Raw genomic sequence first — 16418 nt, forward strand, 5'->3', positions numbered from 1 at the left:
TAACAGTTTCACTTTAACGAGTGTTAAACTGCTTCTTCGCTGCTATCCAGTTTTCTCTTAAGTATCTGTGCCATTTCCTTCAAATCCTCGTCAGTTTGAGGAAATCGGTACTTCGGACTGTTAGGATTACCACGTTTGATTAGTGCTTCAATTGCCTCATCATCCTCTCTATGTGCTAAAACGTAAGCTCTCAGTTCTTGGCGGGTCATTCGGCTAAAGTCAGGCTTCGTCATCATTGAACCTCCATTGACCATCGGCAAAAATCAAAATCTCCAGGCTCTCAGTCACACCAGCAAGAATAAATACTGTCTTGGTATTTTGGTTATACCGAAATACATGGATAGGCTGATACCCATTTGATAGCATTTGGCATACTTTGACACAGGCTAGAGCCTGTTCTGCGGTAGGCATACACTTTTATGTATATGATAGCGAGTACCACCTTACCGTAAAAGTCGTACCGTATTGGCTTGAAGGGATCTAAACAAATAACTAAAAGACAAAAACTATTTTAAAAGCTTAGTCATCCTTTATACAAATGTACAAGGGCTATGCAATGCTTTGTTGAGTAAAGCTTGATATTCTGCATCAGTAACGCGATAAGCACCAAATCTTTCCAGGTGGGGATTCATCATTTGAGCGTCAAATAGCACAAATTGCCTCTGACGCAACCTTTCTACCAACTTTACCATTGCTACTTTTGAGCCTTCGCTAATGCGGTAAAACATTGATTCTCCAATGAAAGCACCGCCAATCACAATTCCTAAAATTCCTCCAGCGAGTTCGTCACCGTCCCAAGTTTCAAAGCTATAAGCATAACCCGTCTGGTAAAGAAGCCAATAAATTCTTTGTAGTTCTGGCGAAATCCAAGTTGTTTCGCGGTTAGCACACCCAGCTACCACAGCTTTAAAATCACGATTAATTGCGATCGCAAACCGTTCTTGATTTAGGATGCGCCGCAAGGATGTAGGATAGCGAAATCTTTCATCTAAAGGAATTAACGTGCGATCGCGACTACCATACCAAGCCAAGCCTTCAGTGTCGTCGGCCATGAGAAAATAGCCTTGAGCATAGCCTTGAATAATAGCGGCGATATCATATTGCATAGTTAAGCAAATAATCAAAAAAGCCTGACTGAGAATGCAACTTGATGCTAACAGTCATCTTCTGCATTCCTCTTAGTTCCTCTGCGTTGAAGGTAAATCAAGATGACAGAACCAATTCCACCGATCACCCTACCCCCGGCTGAAAATCCCCAGCTTGAAGGTGAATGGTTACAACAACGCCTGCTGCGGTGGCTGGATGCAGAATTTCTGCCGGAAATAGTCAATCAAAAAATTGCCCAACGCGCCGCCCAGATTTTTATGCGACAACGTATGGAAGGAGAAAACGACCTTGGTTCTCTGGTAATTGCCATTGTTACAGAGATGCAGGCGTTTGATTTTTCCAAAAGTTTTTATGGAGAGTTTGCGATCGCTAACGCTGTCAGCGATCTACTCTTAGAAAGTCTGGGGATTGATCGGTGTTGCGGTCAATGATCTTTGTCATTTGTCATTTGTCCTTAGTAAATAACCAATGACTAATGACTAATGACTAATGACTAATGACCAATGATTACCAACTAGACTTAACTACTCCGGGCAATAGACCTTCGTGTGCCCATTCTCGCAAAACGTTCCGAGATAGCCCAAAGTCACGATAAACACCTCTAGGACGCCCTGTTACCCAGCAACGGTTGCGGCGGCGGGTTGGTGCGCTATTACGGGGTAGTTGTTGAAGTTTTCGGTGAATTTCTAGCTTATCAAGGGGAGATTCGGCGCTTTCAAACTCTATTTGTAACGCTTCCCGCTTTTCAGCATACTTTTCTACCAACTTGGCGCGTTTTTTCTCGCGCTCAATCATGCTCTTTTTGGCCATACATTCTCTAACTTAATTTAAAGACAGCATTTTCCATTCTACAGTTATGATAGGCTTTTAGCCTCTTTTGCCCTCAACAGATATCAGCTTTATTGTACTTCGGGTTTCTTCCCACCTCAAAGTATAGTGCTAGCTTTCTCTTAGTGTTAACTGTTCACTAATTTTTGTTAGCAGCTGGGCAGAGATCCGCCAAATCACAAGCAAGGCAAACAGGGGAACGAGCTTTACAGATAGCACGTCCGTGATAAATCAGCCGAATTGACCAATTTTCCCAATCTGATTGTGGCAATAACTTCATTAAATCTTGCTCAATATGAACAGGGTCTGTGTGTTTTGTTAAACCCAAGTGATTGCTGAGGCGCTTGACATGAGTATCGACCGTCACCCCAGCATTAATACCATAAGCATGAGCAAGAACTACATTAGCCGTCTTTCGCGCCACACCTGGAAGCTTTAACAACTCTTCCATTTGGTTGGGAACCACAGAATCAAATTCGGTGACAATCATTCGACACGCGGCTTGAATATTCTTCGCTTTATTGCGATAAAACCCGGTCGAACGCACCAACTCTTCTAACTCTGTCAAATCAGCATTTGCTAAACTCGCAGCATCAGGAAATCGACTAAATAAAGCTGGTGTCACTTTATTTACTCGCTCATCTGTACACTGTGCAGAGAGAATTGTTGCCACTAAAAGCTGCACTGGTGTTGAGTAGTTTAAAGAGCAAGTTGCATTCGGATAAAGACGCTTTAAGCGAGTCAGAATTTCTAGCGTCCGTTGCTTCTTAGATGGCGGTTTGTGAGTAATGGTCACTGGAACAATTTTTGTACCCACTCCAACTGGGTTGTTAATTGGGTAGTTTCTTTGACAATCAGAAAAATTCCTAGTCCTAACAGTAGCACCAAACCAGTTTGCATAACACCTTCTTGAATGCGGTTGGGTAGGGGCTTACCGCGCAGACCTTCAATCAATAGAAAAGCGAGTTGTCCCCCATCTAAAGCTGGTAGAGGCAAAATGTTAATAACTGCTAGGTTAATGCTGATCAGTGCTGCAAAGAAGAACAAACTGCCTGTATCATTTTGGGCAATATTCGCACCAATTTCGACAATTTTAATTGGGCCAGCTACTTGGTTAGCAGTTTCGCCAAAGTTAGTGATCAGTTGCCCAAAACCTTTAAATGTCAAAAGCACAATCCGCTGAAATTCTGTAGCACCAAACTTCAAAGCTTCTATTGGATTGACAATACGACGACGCTCAACTTTACCGTTGGGAGAAAGGCCAATACCAATAGTACCGCCATTGGATTTCGCCTCCGGAACCACGTTTACAGATAACCTTTCGTCGCCACGGGCAATTTCGAGTTGAATTGAGTTACCTGCATTAGTTTTAATTAAGTCTCTAAAAGCGTCTATCTCTTGCAAAGAAGTGCCAAATTCTCTTTGATTAGCCGCTAAGATGACATCTCCTGGCTTAATTCCAGCGTTAGCTGCTACAGAACTTACTTCTGGTGCTAGCTGTTGGATTAAGACTCCAGGTTGGCTGGCTTGTCCTACCCCGACAAAACTCACCTGTCCTACTAATAGGAGATAGGCAAATATTAAATTTGCAATCACGCCCGCGCTAATCACGATCGCTCGATCTAATATCGGACGATTACGCAGCAGATTCGGGTCATTAGGGGGAACATCGCTATCTGGATCATCATCAGGAAAGCCCACAAAGCCACCTAAAGGAAAAGCACGGATAGCATATTCAGTTTGCGGCCCTTGGTATTTCCATAAAATTGGCCCAAAACCCAAAGAAAAACGGTTAACATGAATGCCCTGAGAACGTGCTGCAATGAAATGTCCTAGTTCGTGTACCAAGATCAAAACAGCTAAGACTGCGATCGCTGCTAAAACTGACATAGATCAAATTAGTGAAGATATTAAGCTATATAACTATCTTCATTCTAAAATGTGTAACTGGCTTGAACTTGGATTTACTTGTCTGTATGGAATATTTTCGCGGTAGATATCGGTCATGAGCATACAGACTGATGGCTGATGGCTAATTGCTGATTACAATATTTCACGTCCTAAGTAAGGTTGCAGAGCTTCTGGTATCTTTACCGTCCCATCCGGTTGTTGATAATTCTCCAAAATTGCTGCCATTGTACGTCCCACAGCTAACCCAGAACCGTTGAGGGTATGTACAAACTGAGTACCCTTCTTCCCTGCTTCTTTGAAGCGAATGTCAGCCCGTCGTGCCTGGAAGTCTATAAAATTGGAACAGCTAGAAATCTCGCGGTATTTGCCAGACGAGGGCAACCAAACCTCTAAATCATAAGTTTTGGTTGATGAGAATCCTAAATCCCCAGTGCATAAAGTTATGACTCGATAAGGTAACTGTAAAGCTTGTAAAATCGCCTCTGCATTTCCCACCAATTTTTCTAGTTCATCAAAAGAATGGCTCGGATGGACAAACTTGACCAGTTCGACTTTATTGAATTGATGTAGGCGAATTAATCCCCGCATATCTCGCCCATAACTTCCAGCTTCACGGCGAAAACAAGGCGTATAAGCACAGTGATAAATAGGTAAGTCTTCAGCAGCGAGAATTTCCCCCCGGTAGAGGTTAGTAACCGGAACTTCCGCCGTTGGAATTAGCCACAAGTCATCGTCAGCGCATTTAAAGCTTTCTTCAGCAAACTTGGGTAGCTGACCAGTGGCTGTCAAAGACTCGGTATTCACTAAAACTGGCGGGCTGACTTCTATATAACCAGCTTCAGTCTGGAGAGCCAGCATAAATTGAATTAATGCCCTCTCTAAGGCCGCACCAGCACCTATTAGAGCCACAAAGCGACTTTGGGCAACTTTTACAGCTCGTGCAACATTGAGAATACCCAGCTTTTCCCCAATTTCCCAATGCGGGAGAATATTCTTGTTCTGAGGAATGTACTCATCACCCCAACGGCGAACTTCTACGTTCTCTTCCTCACTTTTACCGATGGGTGTAGATTCACTGGGTAAATTGGGGATTGCCAACAACAATTGCTCAATTTCAGCTTTGAGTTCTCTTTCTTGCGGTTCCAGTTCGCTTAATTGAGTTTTAATGGAGTTACCCTCATCTCGCAAAGATTGAATTTCTGGAGATTGAGGATTGGTTCCAGATTTAATCTTTTGTCCGACGATTTTACCAATTTCATTACTCCGGGCTTGGAGCTGACTGCGTGCCGCCTCTAGTTCCCGTTGTTGCTGATCTAGCTGTAATATCGGTTGAATGTCATATTTACCACTACGAGTATTCAACCGCTCTTGAATCAATTGGGGATTTTCCCGTATTTGCTTAATATCCAGCACAGATTTTTCTTTTGTCTTTCGCCTAGTATCTTCCTGCCAAAACATCAGCATATACTGATTTTGGCTTGCCATGACAGGAATTGCAAATACAAAAATTTTGCTCTGCCAATCTTGCCAATGATTAAATATCCCTTCTAAGGCCGAGTAATCCGATTGAGGAGCCACAGCGAGGCAATCAGTCCTGCAAAGTGAGCCATGACTGTGTTTGTGTTTGCCTGCACTACAAACATATCCAAACCACTGATGAATGGTTGGTTACCTTGAGGAGCAAAGAAAATTTGAGTTTGAGTAATGGCTCTGGCTGCTAGAGTTCCTACAATCGCCTGTGCCCCTAACAAAGTCAATAGTATTCCTAGCAAATTTACCATTATACCTAAGCGTAATACTTGTACAGTCTCGCTTTTACGCGGACGGTTGTTGGGATTAGCAGATAGCAATTGATTACCTAATCTCGTATAACGGTAAGCCAAATAAATACCTACACCCAAGGCAACCAGCCCACAAATTGCCAGAAAGATACCAAATCCCGCTCCTGCATTATTACCTGTACTACCAGGTCTTTGACTAGAGATAGCAAACAGCAGCAGAATTACACCAGAAACCACGCCTAGTACTAGCTGGAACCAAAAACTAATCCAACCTGTAAGACGGAACTTTTGGCCAATTGCCCGAAGATTAGAGGAAGACGCTGTAGCGTCAGAGTTTTGTGACATATTGGTAACCAATGTGCTAGGCGCTTCTACAGGGGCTGGGTATTAGGTATTAGATATTAGGTATCAGATATTAAGAAAACTCTTCTCTATTCCCCAGTATCCAGCCCCTAGTCACCATATTTTAAGGTCTGCACTGGCATAATTACTGTAAAAAAAGTGTTTATTAAGTTTTACAGACAAAATTGCATTTTACCTGTAAAATTTCTTCGATAGCAGCTTATGCTTAAGCAGTTCTAACCAGCTCGGCATCACTTGACACTAAGACGGCAGCAAAGCCAAGGTCTTAATCGCTCCTCACCACACCGTCTTGAGCTTGGGTAGGAACGCAGTATTTTGCGTTCCTTAAACTCACACACTCGTCCCACAACTTTAATCAGCGTGGGTCATCGTTTGATGTCTACCCTTTAGAAATTCTGCCTAAGTAGCGTTATATACTTAGCCTACTTCGGTAGCGCTGTATACTAACTACAAGCATTGTATATACCACCCTAAGACATTTTTTTAGCCATTCACTAACCATGAAACTTGAGGATATATATCAATTCTTTGAGAATCCTCCGCCAACTTACCTCTGTCAGGAACTAGCAGTTTGTTACATTCTGTATGTTTTACTACAAGGTGAATCCTACGGAACCGAGTTGATCCAGCGATTGGAGACTGAAAACCCAACCTATAGGCTTTCGGATACCGTGCTTTACAGTGCGATCAAATTTCTCGAAGACCAAAGAGCAATCACTGGGTATTGGAAAAAACTCGAAGGGCGGGGACGCCCTAGACGAATGTACCAAGTTTCTCCAGAATGGCAAGTTCAATCACAGGATTTAGCTCAACTTTGGTTAGACTACATCAATCAAAGGACAAATTAACGAATAATTGATAATGAATAAGTCTCCTCCAGTCAAACAGTAAGTACTTTTTTATGGATACTGCTATTCTGCCATCCACATTGCTGCTAACCTTTTTGTTATCGGTTGGGCTGTTTTTCTTTATTCGTGCCTCAACTAAAGACCGCACCCAAACAGCACAACTGATATCTGAGCAAGACGAAGCTACTTTAATGCCTCAATTACAAGAGTATTTTCGCTCCCGGTCTTATCGAGTGGCAGCGATAGACCGAGAAAAAAACCAAGTGACTTTTGAAGGGTTTGTTAAACCAAGCTGGTTTTTGGCAGTGTTTTTGACACTGTTGGCATCGATTGGTCTTGTTTGTCTATCATTGGTTTTATCACTGCTGTTTCCTAGCTTTAGTGCCTTGTTTGTAGGCATACTATTGCTGTCGCCTTTGAGTGGCCTTTTTTATTGGAAAAAAGCTGGAAGACTTGAGAAAGTATCGCTCAAATTGGAAGCCAGACCAAATGAGCAATACTCCTCAAGTAAAATGACTGTAATTGCCCATCGGGACGAACTCATTGAGTTACAGAGGGCGCTACAGTTAAAACTTATTGAATAACTATTGATGTTATCAATCATCCATTAGTATGAGATGCAGGCTTCTGACAAAATTTTCCGGAGACAGGCATTAGGGAGCTGAAAAGACAAGTAATAATATGTCAATTACCCTACGATATTATATCGTAGGGAAAAACTATATCTTTTGATAGAGCGTTCTGAGCAATCCACTAATTGAGCGTGCAACTTCGCTCTTGCTTATAGACACGTTTCGCTCTATTCTGACTCCCTTCTGCATGATCAGACTATAAATCAACCCGTGCAAACAAGCATGGTTTGAGATGAGTTGATTGTCCGATTACCTGGACTAGCTCTACTGGCAAATCAACTACAAACTAAAAAAATGAAAATTTGGCATAACATGAGCAATTTTGCCAGTTAAATGATTGTCAGAAGCCGTATGCAATACGTAAATTAAGCATTCGTGCGTCAGCGACTAGCCAAAGCTAATGTTTCCTGACCAGCAGGAGCTTCTAAGATCCTCAAGCTGGGAAACAAGAAATGATTTTCTTCTACGTATTGAGCACCAAATAGTCCTTTTTCTGCCCAAAAATAACGGTCTGTGGTGTGTTCGTTCCGCTTTACCAGTAGCAATGCAGGTGGGGCAATTCCTTCAGCTAGAATAAATTTTCTAGCTGCTGTAACTGGTTTTTCTTCGCCACTTTCGATGCTATATTGAGGCACGTGCTCTAGAATTCGCCGCCCTTCTTGGCGACGACGACTTTTGCGCTTCCGTCTCCTGGCCAACCTATTTTCCTCCTCTTTCAAGCTATAAATTGTAGTGTTAGCTACAAAATACGTCGTAATTATATAGGTTCTAGTTCAAAAAATCAACCGTTTTTCACCTTTTGATACAGCAAAAATAATATCTTTAATTTAAGGGCAGATAAATCAAAATTAGGAAATATATAATTTCCTGGCGCAAACCATTACTAAAAAGATTTAGTTAAGCTTTATTAAATGATCTGTGAAAAATTAAGCCTCTTCTTTAATGTACCCTCAAAGTCTGTAATTCTGAGCAATATTCTAAAAAATGTTAATGTCTGCCAGTTCTGATTTTGTTGCTCTGTGCCGAGAGCAAATAGCACTACTAACCCAAGGGCTTGGAGCATCGTTAAGTGTTGTCTATCTAACACAAGAATTGGTAGAAGCTCCTACAGATCAGGCGAAATTAATTCCTGTGGTGATTTATCCAGAGACGGCAATATTACCTCCAGGGGAGGATGCTACTGAGGCGACAGGATGTAGGCAACTTCAAGTAGGAAATATTTTGGCATTACCCCAGTATCCCAGAAAATTATTGGCACCAGGGTCGGAATCTTCTAGCTCATCACAGGAATCTGGGATGCCAGAGGAATATATGCTCAGTAGCAACCAAATGGTTTTGCCTCTAATCCATGAGGGTGTGATGATGGGGTTACTGGTGACAGGTAGGGAAGACAGGGCATGGAGTGAGCAAGAGCAAAATGAAATTCAAAGGATAGCCCAAACGCTGGCGATCGCCTGTATTTTGGATCAGCGTCGAGCATGGTTACAGCATGAGCTACATCAACAACAAATCCTGCAAGAACAGCAGCGCGATTTGTTAGATAATTTATTGCACCAGTTTCGCAATCCCTTAACAGCATTAAGAACCTTTGGTAAACTACTGATCAAGCGATTGCGGCCAGGAGATCCTAACCGAGATGTCGCAACCAATATAGTCCGAGAAAGCGATCGCCTCCAAGAATTATTGCAACAGTTTGATCAAGCTATTGACTTGACACAGGCAGATTTAGCTCCACTCTCGCTGCCAGAAAACCGAGAATTCGTAGAAGCGACTATTCAAAAAGAATCTAAACCAGCCCTTTTATTGCCAGGAACAGGAGATAAAGTAGCTGACTGCTCTTTAGCAGATTTGTTAACACCATTGTTAATCTCAGCTAAAGCTATTGCACAGGAACGAAATCTACAACTGATAACTAAAATTCCTCGAAATTTACCTTTAGTACGCGCTAATATCAAAGCATTACAAGAGGTAATAAGTAATATAATTGATAATGCCTTGAAATATACTCCTGCTGGTGGTAAGATTCTAGTTCAGCTAGGACAAAAAAAAGATAATTTTCAAGGAATTTCTATCAGTGACACAGGTCCTGGGATTCCTCCGCAAGATTTAGAACATCTTGGAGAGCGTCATTACCGTGGTGTACAAGCAAAAACAGAAATACCTGGCACAGGTTTGGGGCTAGCGATTGCCAAACAATTAATAGAACAAATGCAGGGCAAGATTGAAGTTTTTAGCCCTGCAATTAATTCGCTGATTACATCACCTAAGACACCGGGAACTACGTTTATTATTTGGTTACCTGAAGTTCACCGAAACAGTGCTGATTCCTGAGTAACAAGTGCTGATTAAAAAACTAAAATGAATTGCACGAGCGCACAAACAGCCTCAGTACTCAGCACTACTGAAAATTAATCACTTGTAAATAAGCAATAGCTAATAACTGAAGCCTATCTGAGTGATACCAGCAAATTTTGATTGATTGTCATTTGGAGGTCGGTGTCTGGGTCAATTGCAATTAAATCAACGCTGCTTTTACCAAAGAACAACCCAATCAACGCACCGATACCAGCCCCACCCAGAACTTCTTCTGTAGCGATCGCGCGATCGCCCGTGACTGCTGATACCGCAGCCGCTGCTCCTGCGCCCAAGACGGTATTCTGAATGATAGTGCCAGTACTTGTACCTTTGTTGACTGTTTGTGTTTTGGTAATCACTTCAGAAGTGGCATTAAGCTGATACTCTTGCCCTGTGGTTAAAACCAGTCTCTGGGCAACGAATTGAGAACCACCTTGAGCGGGTTTAAGTTGTCCAATCACCTGACTACCAGCAGGAATTACTACTGCTCCCTCCTGTGTAACCACGTTTTGCGCCACCGTCAGTGTCAAAGGTGCAGTTTCATCCTTAGTGACGAGGATTTTTTCAGCCTTGTCATACTTGACAGGAATAGCAGTTCCTTGAGGAATTGTGACGGCGACAGGCGTTGTGGGTGTGGTTGGTTGAACAGCCACAATATACGGAGAGTTAATTGCTGAGGCTTGATTAGCACTAACTAATGCCTGGTAGATAAAAGCTGCTACCTGTGCCCGCGTAGCGGTTGTAGTCGGATTCAAGAAATTAACATTAGGATAGTTGACTACAATTTGTTTCTCAGTCGCCGCCGCGATGGGACTACGGGCATAGCTAGCGATGTTAGCAGCATCATTAAAGTATTGCAGAGTGCTTTCAACATTTCTGTTGGGAGTGTATTCCAAACCGTTGGCAAGGGAAACCAAAACCTGCTGGCGAGGAATAGCTTGGTTAGGCTCGAAGCGATTTCCAGGATATCCTGACAAGAAACCGATGGTATAGGCTTGCTGAATGGCACTGGATGCCCAATAATTGCTTGGCACATCAATAAAATTGATGGCTTGCCGTTGTGGTGCTTTTTGGAAAGCTTTGTTGACCATAGCGGCAAATTGAGCGCGTGTCACCGGTTCTTCTGGACGAAAACTGCCATCAGGAAATCCAGCAATTACACCTCGCTGTGATAACTGTTGAATAAATTGTGCTGCCCAGTAGTTAGATGAAACATCAGAAAAAGTAGTTTGAGCTAAAGATGGAGTAACTGCAATAAAGGGTGCTACAGCTCCTGCTGTAATACTTAAAGCCATGAGTGCGGCTGTGCCAGATTGCCAATGATTTAAAGCAAACATTTATTTTTTCGTCCTAAAGTTTTTTTATTTTCTGTTAATTAATTAGACACTTTATCAAGTAAAATGTTCCTAAAATATTCAAGTTTCACATAAAGCATTATTTTAGTAACAAATCCATAAAAAATATCAATTTACAATTATCTAAAAAATAGATAATCATGGTATTAGCTAATTATCTATTCTCTACGCTAAAAGCGGTATACTAACAATCATAGATATTGAACAAGACGATATATTGCTAGAATAGTTGCTGAACAATAAGATTTTTTGACTGTAAAAAATTAAACGATCGCACACAATAGTTAAAGTGGCGATCGCAGATTGGGGATGATTAAAGTCACGACTTAAATTGAGTTAAGCCTAGTAGCGGGATAGTACCAAACTAGAGGTCAAAGTGACATCTAAATCCTGTTCAGGCCGCAAGACGAAAACATCAGCTTGTTTTTTCCGTAACAGTATACTTGCTCCAGCACCAGCCGCCGCACCAATAATAGGTTCTAAAACTTCAATTTTGCGGTTACCTGTAATTAAAGAGATTACACTAGCAGCACCTGCACCAATCGCTGCATCTGTTAAGATACTTCCAGTATCTGAACCCTGCGAGATTCTTTCAGTTTGGGTAACTGTTCGAGAAGTTGCATTAATTTGCTGACGCCGGCCAGAAGCAAATACTAATTCTTGCGCTACAAACCTCACACCTTTATTCTGGTTATTATTTCTATCACTGGAATAACGTCCATCCAGATTTACAGGTTCTAGTCTGCCAACAACTTCAGTTCCACGAGGAATCAATACCTGTCTGTTTCTATCGATAATATCGCTTTCTATTTTCAGAGTTAGAGGTAAAGTCTCCCCTGGATTCACAATTACTTTTTCTTTCTCGTAGGTAACAGGCAATGTTACATTATTAGGAATAGTAATTGTTCTAGATTGACCAATATTGTATTGAGCATTAGCAGGGGTAGAGGTAAATAGAGGAGTAATTGCACCTGTGGTAATTGCCATTGCCATCAGTGCAGCGGTTCCAGATTTCCAACGATAAAAAAGTGTCATAGTAGAGTTTCCGTTTATATCTGTGAGATATTTATTGACGCAGATTTACTGAGATTGTTTCTGAATATTTTTAAACCTATCTACAGGGGTATTCTCAAGGTAAGGGTGCTTTTTCAGCGAGGAGTATTTGCGATTGTTCCTCAACATTTCTATTGCTAACGCACGTCCATTACTCAGTTCACAACGCTCACACATATAGCATATGACGAAAACTTTGGTGAGATTGTTCCTAAACAGTTTACCTCTGCCTAATACTATATATACTGCTGAAATACAAGCGAATAGGCTGAGTGTGAACTCTCACTTACATTGTAGATTTATTTTTGAGTATTAAAAATTAAGAATTAGCGTATCAAGAAATACCTAGCAATTAGAAATGACGCGCCAGTGCTACAACGGGGAACCACCAAGGGCGCGCTGGCTTGGCTATACAAACGAAACTCACCTACGCGGGTTTGCTTTTTCAAATTATCCACAGTGATATCGTCTCTGGACTTACGACTTCCTATCTAAGCTTACTTTCGTTAGATAACTTAGGTGCTGAAAATTCCTCGACTATTCCTTCTTGAATCGAGTGAGCAATGTGGTAAAACTGGGGGTTAATCTGAAGAAATATTTAGTTTTTTCGTATTGAAGGCAAAATTGTTCAGTTAACTCTCATCAATCAGCTAAGGTGAAACCAATTTGCCTTTACTCTTCCTCTCCTACCCATGTATACACGGCTTAACCAGAGGATTATTTGATTTTTGTGGTGCATGTAAAAAGCTTTAGCTAGTTTACACTAGACAGCCTCAGCGAATAGAATTCCTAGTTATTTGCCTGCTTCTTTTACAAATAAACAAGTAAACAATCAAAAATTTTCCCTTTCTTCGTTAGTCGCTGTTCTGCTTAAGCTTTTTTCTTAGTTAGCAAGGATAAATATCGGTCAATCTCCAAAGGAGGTTTATTTTTTCTTTGAACTTGACAAAAATCCTTCAGGCAACAAGAAAAAACCGTTGATTACATTGTTAAATTTTGTAAAATAGAAGTCTTACAGGCTAGAATCCTGATATTTAGATAGTTAGACTAACAAGAAGTGCATCTGTACTGTTAATTATTAAAAGTATATGTGGCCTTATAGCCTCAATGATCCCAGTACAACTAATCCTTAAAAATTTTCTCAGTTATCGTGATGCAACTTTAGATTTTCGCGGTTTGCATACAGCTTGTATTTGCGGTTCCAATGGTGCGGGTAAGTCATCGCTTCTAGAAGCTATTACTTGGGCAATTTGGGGCGAAAGCCGCGCCACATCTGAAGACGATGTTATCCATTCGGGAGCTAAAGAAGTTCGGGTTGATTTCACATTCCAAAGTAATCAGCAAAAATACCGGGTGATTCGCACCCGTGTGCGGAGTGGGGCTAGCGTCCTAGAATTTCAAATTGAAACACCCTCTGGTTTTCGGCCGTTGACAGGTAAAGGAGTCAGGGCAACACAGGATTTGATTTTAGAACATATCAAGCTCGATTACGATACTTTTATTAATTCTGCCTACCTGCGTCAAGGTCGTGCAGATGAATTCATGCTCAAGCGTCCCACTGAACGCAAAGAAATTTTAGCAGAGTTATTGAAGCTTAATCAGTACGATGATTTGGAAGAACGGGCAAAAGAGTCCTCCCGTCAGTTTAAAGCACGGGGGGAGGAGTTAGAGCGTTCTTTAGAGTCGATGAAAACTCAACTGCAACAACGTGAGGTAACTCAGACGCAAAGAGCCGAGTTAGAAGCAGAACTTAACCAACTGCAACAAGTGCAAGCTTTTGAGAATATTCAATTACAAAGTTTGCAAGTTGTGCAGCACCAGCGCCAAACAAAAGTAGAACAACTCAGTTTTGTGAGGCAGCAATACCAAAATCTTACCCAAGACTGCGATCGCCTGCAACAAGAGCAGTTAGCAATTAAAAGTCAGTTATCAGATTTAGAAGGCATACTAAATCAAGCAGATGAGATCAAAGCTGGATACGTTGAATATCAAAGTCTGCAATCTCAAGAAGAAGCTTTTGCTAGCAAATTTGAACACTACACTCGCGCTCAACAAAATCGCCAACAAAAGCAACAGCAGCTTACTAAACAAATTAATGAAATTGAACGGCAGCTGCAACAAGCCCAAGCTCAATTAGAAGCGTTACAGCAACAAGAGCGAGAAATTCAGCAAACTCTTACCAAGTCAGCTGAGGTAGAAGCTGGTTTGGCACAATTAGCCGCAGCGCGTCAACGTGTTGCTCATCTCGATCAATTGCAAATGCAAGTGTCTCCCTTGCTGCAACAAAGGGCAACTTTACAAAGCCAACTCGATCGGTTACAAGCTGGTTTGGTAGCACGAATCGAACAGCTAGAATCTACAGAAAACCAATTGCAACGCCAGCATCGTCGCCAACCACAACTGCAACAAGCAGTGATGGATGTGGCCATCCAAATTGAAGAATTGGAAAAAAAGCGGGTTTATCTGCAACGAGTGCAAGAAAAAGGACAGGAGAGACGTCACTTTATTGAACGGTTGCAAGCTCACCAACGGGACTATGAAAAACTGTTAGGAGAACTAGAGCAAAAACTGCAAATGCTCCAAAACCCTAACGCTCTTTGTCCATTGTGTGAGCGTCCTCTAGATGAACATCACTGGAATCGGGTAGTCCAAAAAACTGAAGAAGAGTTGAAGGATACCCAAGGACAATTTTGGGTAGTCCGAGAACAGATGGCTGTCTCAGATAGAGAAATTCAGGTGCTTAGGCAAGAATACCGAGAAATATCCCAACAGTTGGCAACTTACGATACCTTGCGCGAACAAAGAGGACAGTTGGCAGCACAGTTAGAGGCTAACAGCGATGTTCAACAACAGCTACAACAAATTGCTATTGAGAAACAACATCTAGAGCGATCGCTACAAGTAGGTGATTACGCCCCAGATAAACAGTCGGAACTGCACCAGCTAGACCAATATCTGCAACAATTAAATTACAATGAACAAAATCACGCCCTGGCTCGTAGCGAAGTTGAACGCTGGCGGTGGGCAGAGATTAAACAAGGGCAGATTAAAGATGCTAGCAAGCGGCAAGCGCAACTAACAGCACGCAAGCCGGAATTACAAGCTAATATTGCTCAATTACAAGCTCGAATCCAGCAAGAGCAAACTGATTCTGAGTGTGCCAAACAAATAGCTGCCCTTGATCGTTACATTGTCGAGATTGGCTACAGTTCAGAGCAACACAATCATCTCCGTATGGCTGTACGCCAAGCTCAATCTTGGCAGTTACGCTATCAACAAATGTTGTCCGCACAGCAGCAGTATCCTCAACTCCAAGCCAGATTGCAAGAGTTAGAGGCTGCCAAAAACGCTAGATTAGCTGAACGGCAAACACTTGGTAGCCAAATCGAAAGCATGAAACAGCAGTTAGAAGAAACTGCCAACCCAACTGCTCAAATTCAAGCTTTAGAGCAACAACTTCAGACACGCAGACGGCAACTTGATGAACAAATAGCGAAGTTGGGGCGTTTAGAACAGTTGGCTATGCATCTAGAAACACTGCAAACTCAGTACGAGCAACAGCAACAGCAGTTGTTATCTTGCAAGCAGCAACATCGCGTTTATCAGGAATTAGCGCAGGCATTTGGTAAAAATGGTATCCAAGCATTAATGATTGAGAATGTCTTGCCACAGCTAGAAGCCGAAACAAATCAACTGCTCTCACGACTTAGTGCCAATCAGCTGCATGTACAATTTATTACTCAAAAAGCTGGGCGGAGTGGCAAGTCAACGAAGAAAAATGTCAAGCTGATAGACACCTTAGATATTTTAATTGCCGATGCTAGAGGAACGCGAGCTTATGAAACTTACTCTGGTGGGGAAGCCTTTAGAATTAACTTTGCCATTCGTTTAGCCTTGGCGAAGTTATTGGCGCAACGGGCGGGAGCGGCGTTGCAGTTATTGATTATTGATGAAGGTTTTGGCACACAGGATGCAGAAGGATGCGATCGCTTGATTGCAGCGATTAATGCGATCGCATCTGATTTTGCTTGCATTCTCACCGTTACCCATATGCCCCACCTCAAAGAAGCCTTCCAAGCCCGTATCGAAGTTAGTAAAAACCAGCAAGGTTCTCAGCTGCATTTGTTAACTTAAAAATTACAGTAGTTAGTAACAAAAAGCGCGACTAACTACTGTCCACTATTC

At 42.0% G+C, this 16418-nt stretch carries 16 protein-coding genes; 5 read left to right on the forward strand and 11 right to left on the reverse strand.

The window, feature by feature from the left end:
* Positions 1-23: 23 nt before the first annotated feature.
* The 3 genes from AC5JL8_RS12840 to aat form a co-directional block, all read right to left on the reverse strand.
* The gene (locus AC5JL8_RS12840; protein WP_495880160.1) at positions 24-236 is read right to left on the reverse strand and encodes a DUF6887 family protein; all 213 of its coding nucleotides are present in this window, start codon (positions 234-236) and stop codon (positions 24-26) included.
* Positions 220-411, reverse strand: a complete 192-nt coding sequence (locus AC5JL8_RS12845; protein WP_495880161.1) for a DUF6888 family protein — start codon at positions 409-411, stop codon at positions 220-222. Before AC5JL8_RS12845 ends, AC5JL8_RS12840 begins: the two co-directional genes overlap by 17 nt.
* Before the next feature lie 119 nt (positions 412-530).
* Entirely contained in the window at positions 531-1106 is a 576-nt protein-coding gene (gene aat / locus AC5JL8_RS12850; protein ID WP_495880162.1) for a leucyl/phenylalanyl-tRNA--protein transferase, read from the reverse strand.
* A gap of 102 nt (positions 1107-1208) precedes the next feature.
* Here aat and AC5JL8_RS12855 point away from each other — a divergent pair, with 102 nt between their 5' ends.
* Complete coding sequence (locus AC5JL8_RS12855) at positions 1209-1538, forward strand: DUF8822 family protein (RefSeq protein WP_495880163.1); 330 nt, start codon at positions 1209-1211, stop codon at positions 1536-1538.
* A gap of 76 nt (positions 1539-1614) precedes the next feature.
* Here the strand turns inward: AC5JL8_RS12855 and rpsN are convergent, their stop codons facing one another.
* The 5 genes from rpsN to AC5JL8_RS12880 form a co-directional block, all read right to left on the reverse strand.
* Positions 1615-1917 (reverse strand): 30S ribosomal protein S14, encoded by a 303-nt coding sequence (gene rpsN, locus AC5JL8_RS12860; protein WP_495880164.1) that lies wholly within the window; start codon positions 1915-1917, stop codon positions 1615-1617.
* 157 nt (positions 1918-2074) lie between these two features.
* The gene (gene nth, locus AC5JL8_RS12865) at positions 2075-2752 is read right to left on the reverse strand and encodes an endonuclease III (protein ID WP_495880165.1); all 678 of its coding nucleotides are present in this window, start codon (positions 2750-2752) and stop codon (positions 2075-2077) included.
* On the reverse strand, positions 2728-3825 hold the full coding sequence (gene rseP / locus AC5JL8_RS12870) for an RIP metalloprotease RseP (RefSeq protein ID WP_495880166.1): 1098 nt from the start codon (positions 3823-3825) through the stop codon (positions 2728-2730). Before rseP ends, nth begins: the two co-directional genes overlap by 25 nt.
* 153 nt (positions 3826-3978) lie before the next feature.
* A complete protein-coding gene (gene serS / locus AC5JL8_RS12875; RefSeq protein ID WP_495880491.1) occupies positions 3979-5259 on the reverse strand; it encodes a serine--tRNA ligase in 1281 nt (426 codons plus the stop codon).
* Between the two features lie 134 nt (positions 5260-5393).
* A complete protein-coding gene (locus AC5JL8_RS12880) occupies positions 5394-5972 on the reverse strand; it encodes a DUF3611 family protein (RefSeq protein ID WP_495880167.1) in 579 nt (192 codons plus the stop codon).
* Positions 5973-6490: 518 nt separating this feature from the next.
* Here AC5JL8_RS12880 and AC5JL8_RS12885 point away from each other — a divergent pair.
* Together AC5JL8_RS12885 and AC5JL8_RS12890 are read left to right on the forward strand one after the other, a co-directional pair.
* Positions 6491-6838: a PadR family transcriptional regulator gene (locus AC5JL8_RS12885; protein WP_495880168.1), complete on the forward strand. Its 348-nt coding sequence runs from the start codon at positions 6491-6493 to the stop codon at positions 6836-6838.
* Between the two features lie 53 nt (positions 6839-6891).
* Complete coding sequence (locus tag AC5JL8_RS12890; RefSeq protein WP_495880169.1) at positions 6892-7422, forward strand: cofactor assembly of complex C subunit B; 531 nt, start codon at positions 6892-6894, stop codon at positions 7420-7422.
* A 428-nt stretch (positions 7423-7850) separates the two neighbouring features.
* Here the strand turns inward: AC5JL8_RS12890 and AC5JL8_RS12895 are convergent, their stop codons facing one another.
* On the reverse strand, positions 7851-8168 hold the full coding sequence (locus AC5JL8_RS12895) for a DUF3155 domain-containing protein (RefSeq protein WP_495880170.1): 318 nt from the start codon (positions 8166-8168) through the stop codon (positions 7851-7853).
* Between the two features lie 286 nt (positions 8169-8454).
* On the opposite strand from AC5JL8_RS12895, the gene AC5JL8_RS12900 reads away from it, so the two are divergent.
* On the forward strand, positions 8455-9801 hold the full coding sequence (locus AC5JL8_RS12900; RefSeq protein ID WP_495880171.1) for a GAF domain-containing sensor histidine kinase: 1347 nt from the start codon (positions 8455-8457) through the stop codon (positions 9799-9801).
* Positions 9802-9917: 116 nt separating this feature from the next.
* Here the strand turns inward: AC5JL8_RS12900 and AC5JL8_RS12905 are convergent, their stop codons facing one another.
* On the reverse strand, positions 9918-11162 hold the full coding sequence (locus AC5JL8_RS12905) for an S-layer homology domain-containing protein (RefSeq protein ID WP_495880172.1): 1245 nt from the start codon (positions 11160-11162) through the stop codon (positions 9918-9920).
* A gap of 360 nt (positions 11163-11522) precedes the next feature.
* Entirely contained in the window at positions 11523-12215 is a 693-nt protein-coding gene (locus tag AC5JL8_RS12910; protein ID WP_495880173.1) for a conjugal transfer protein TrbI, read from the reverse strand.
* A 1125-nt stretch (positions 12216-13340) separates the two neighbouring features.
* On the opposite strand from AC5JL8_RS12910, the gene sbcC reads away from it, so the two are divergent.
* Positions 13341-16367 (forward strand): exonuclease subunit SbcC, encoded by a 3027-nt coding sequence (gene sbcC, locus AC5JL8_RS12915; protein WP_495880174.1) that lies wholly within the window; start codon positions 13341-13343, stop codon positions 16365-16367.
* Positions 16368-16418: the final 51 nt, after the last annotated feature.

This window comes from Mojavia sp. (genome assembly GCF_059505145.1).